Raw genomic sequence first — 1,439 nt, forward strand, 5'->3', positions numbered from 1 at the left:
CACATAACGAGCCTGTAGATTTACTCGTTTTTTTATTTGTTTTTTATTGATAAACAAACCATAGCTGAGTTCCTATTTTGGTTCAATCGATTACTTATTTTATGCAGAATATAAAGTGGGTGTTTGATGTTGTTTTAATTGGTATTTTGGAAGCTATTACTGGTGTTTAAGTGGCTTTATTTTAGGTTAAAAGGGCTTCCCCTTCTTAATGCATCGTGTTTTGCAGTTTTTCTATATTATGAACAAGGCAATACAGTTGCCACTGCGCATTCACTTTCGCTTGACCCCGTAAGGTCAACTTATTCATGCCTTTATTCACTGTAATGTTGCCAAACACCGGCTCAATACAACCAAGTCGTTTACTGTATTGTCGTCGACCTATCGGGCTGTCTATTTTTACTTTCATTTTGTCTACATAGCTCAGCTTTTTGCGTGATTCATTATTGATAAACTGCACTTGTCGCCCTGTTTTAATGGGCGGCTTTCGCATGCATTGTTGCTGTAGCGGACACGTTTTACAGTCTTTTAAGTAACCGCAGAACCGGGTGTATTTTTGGTTATGGCTGTTTACATTTATACCGCTTCGCCACATGGCATTGCCTGCAGGGCAGCGGCATGTTTGGGTTGCTTCATCATAATGAAAATCATCTGAGGTAAATAGTCGTGGTTTGCCTTTACTGCGTTTTAATCTGCGCTTTTCTTGCTCCGTTTCGTATGTTTCGCTGGCTTTAAACAGCGGGTTTCTTTTTCTAAATTGGTTATCCGCAATGTAGGTATCGAACCCGCTTTGTGCCATAAATTCAAGATTCACTTCGCTGTTAAACCCACTGTCTGCAGTGAATTTAATCGTGGGTTCATCTGCCCGTTTTTCTGTATTGAGTTTAGCAAGCTGCTGTTTTAATTGTGCAATGGCTGGCTGTAAGGTTTGTTGTTCACCCACTGAACCCCACGCTTGAGCTTGCAGGATAATTTGGTGTTTATCATCGTTTATCGCGATGCCGTTGTAGCCTTGAATTGTCCCTTTTGAGGTCGTCATTTTCGCGCTGTCGGGGTCGGTGATATTACTTTTAACTGGCTTGCCTTTACTGCCTGTTTTTTCTTTGTGAGTGGCTAAAAACTCGGTGATTTTACCTGCACTTTTATCTAGCTTTTCTTTTTGTTTTAAATCCTGAGTTATCAATTCTTCGCCCAGCCCATCTTGTGATTGGTGGCGTTCAATAATACGTTTGCTTGCGCGTTCTAGTTTTGCTTTTTTGCGACCTAACTCATCGAATGTGCCACTCCACTCTTTACTCGCATTGGACTTTAATTTACACCCATCAATGGCAAACATGTTGCGGCCTATCAAGCCTTCCTCATCACATATCATCAGCACTTGCGTAAAAAGCGGCTCAATCTGTTCATGCATTTTAGCCACAAAACCCGCTATAGATGTGTAA

General features: G+C 40.9%; 1 protein-coding gene. It reads right to left on the minus strand.

From position 1 onward, the window contains the following. Positions 1-205: 205 nt before the first annotated feature. The coding region (locus tag I6F10_RS19930; protein WP_197099308.1) for a transposase at positions 206-1,439 on the minus strand (1,234 nt) is incomplete at its 5' end.

Source organism: Pseudoalteromonas sp. SWYJZ98, from assembly GCF_015864495.1.
Lineage (GTDB): Bacteria > Pseudomonadota > Gammaproteobacteria > Enterobacterales > Alteromonadaceae > Pseudoalteromonas > Pseudoalteromonas distincta.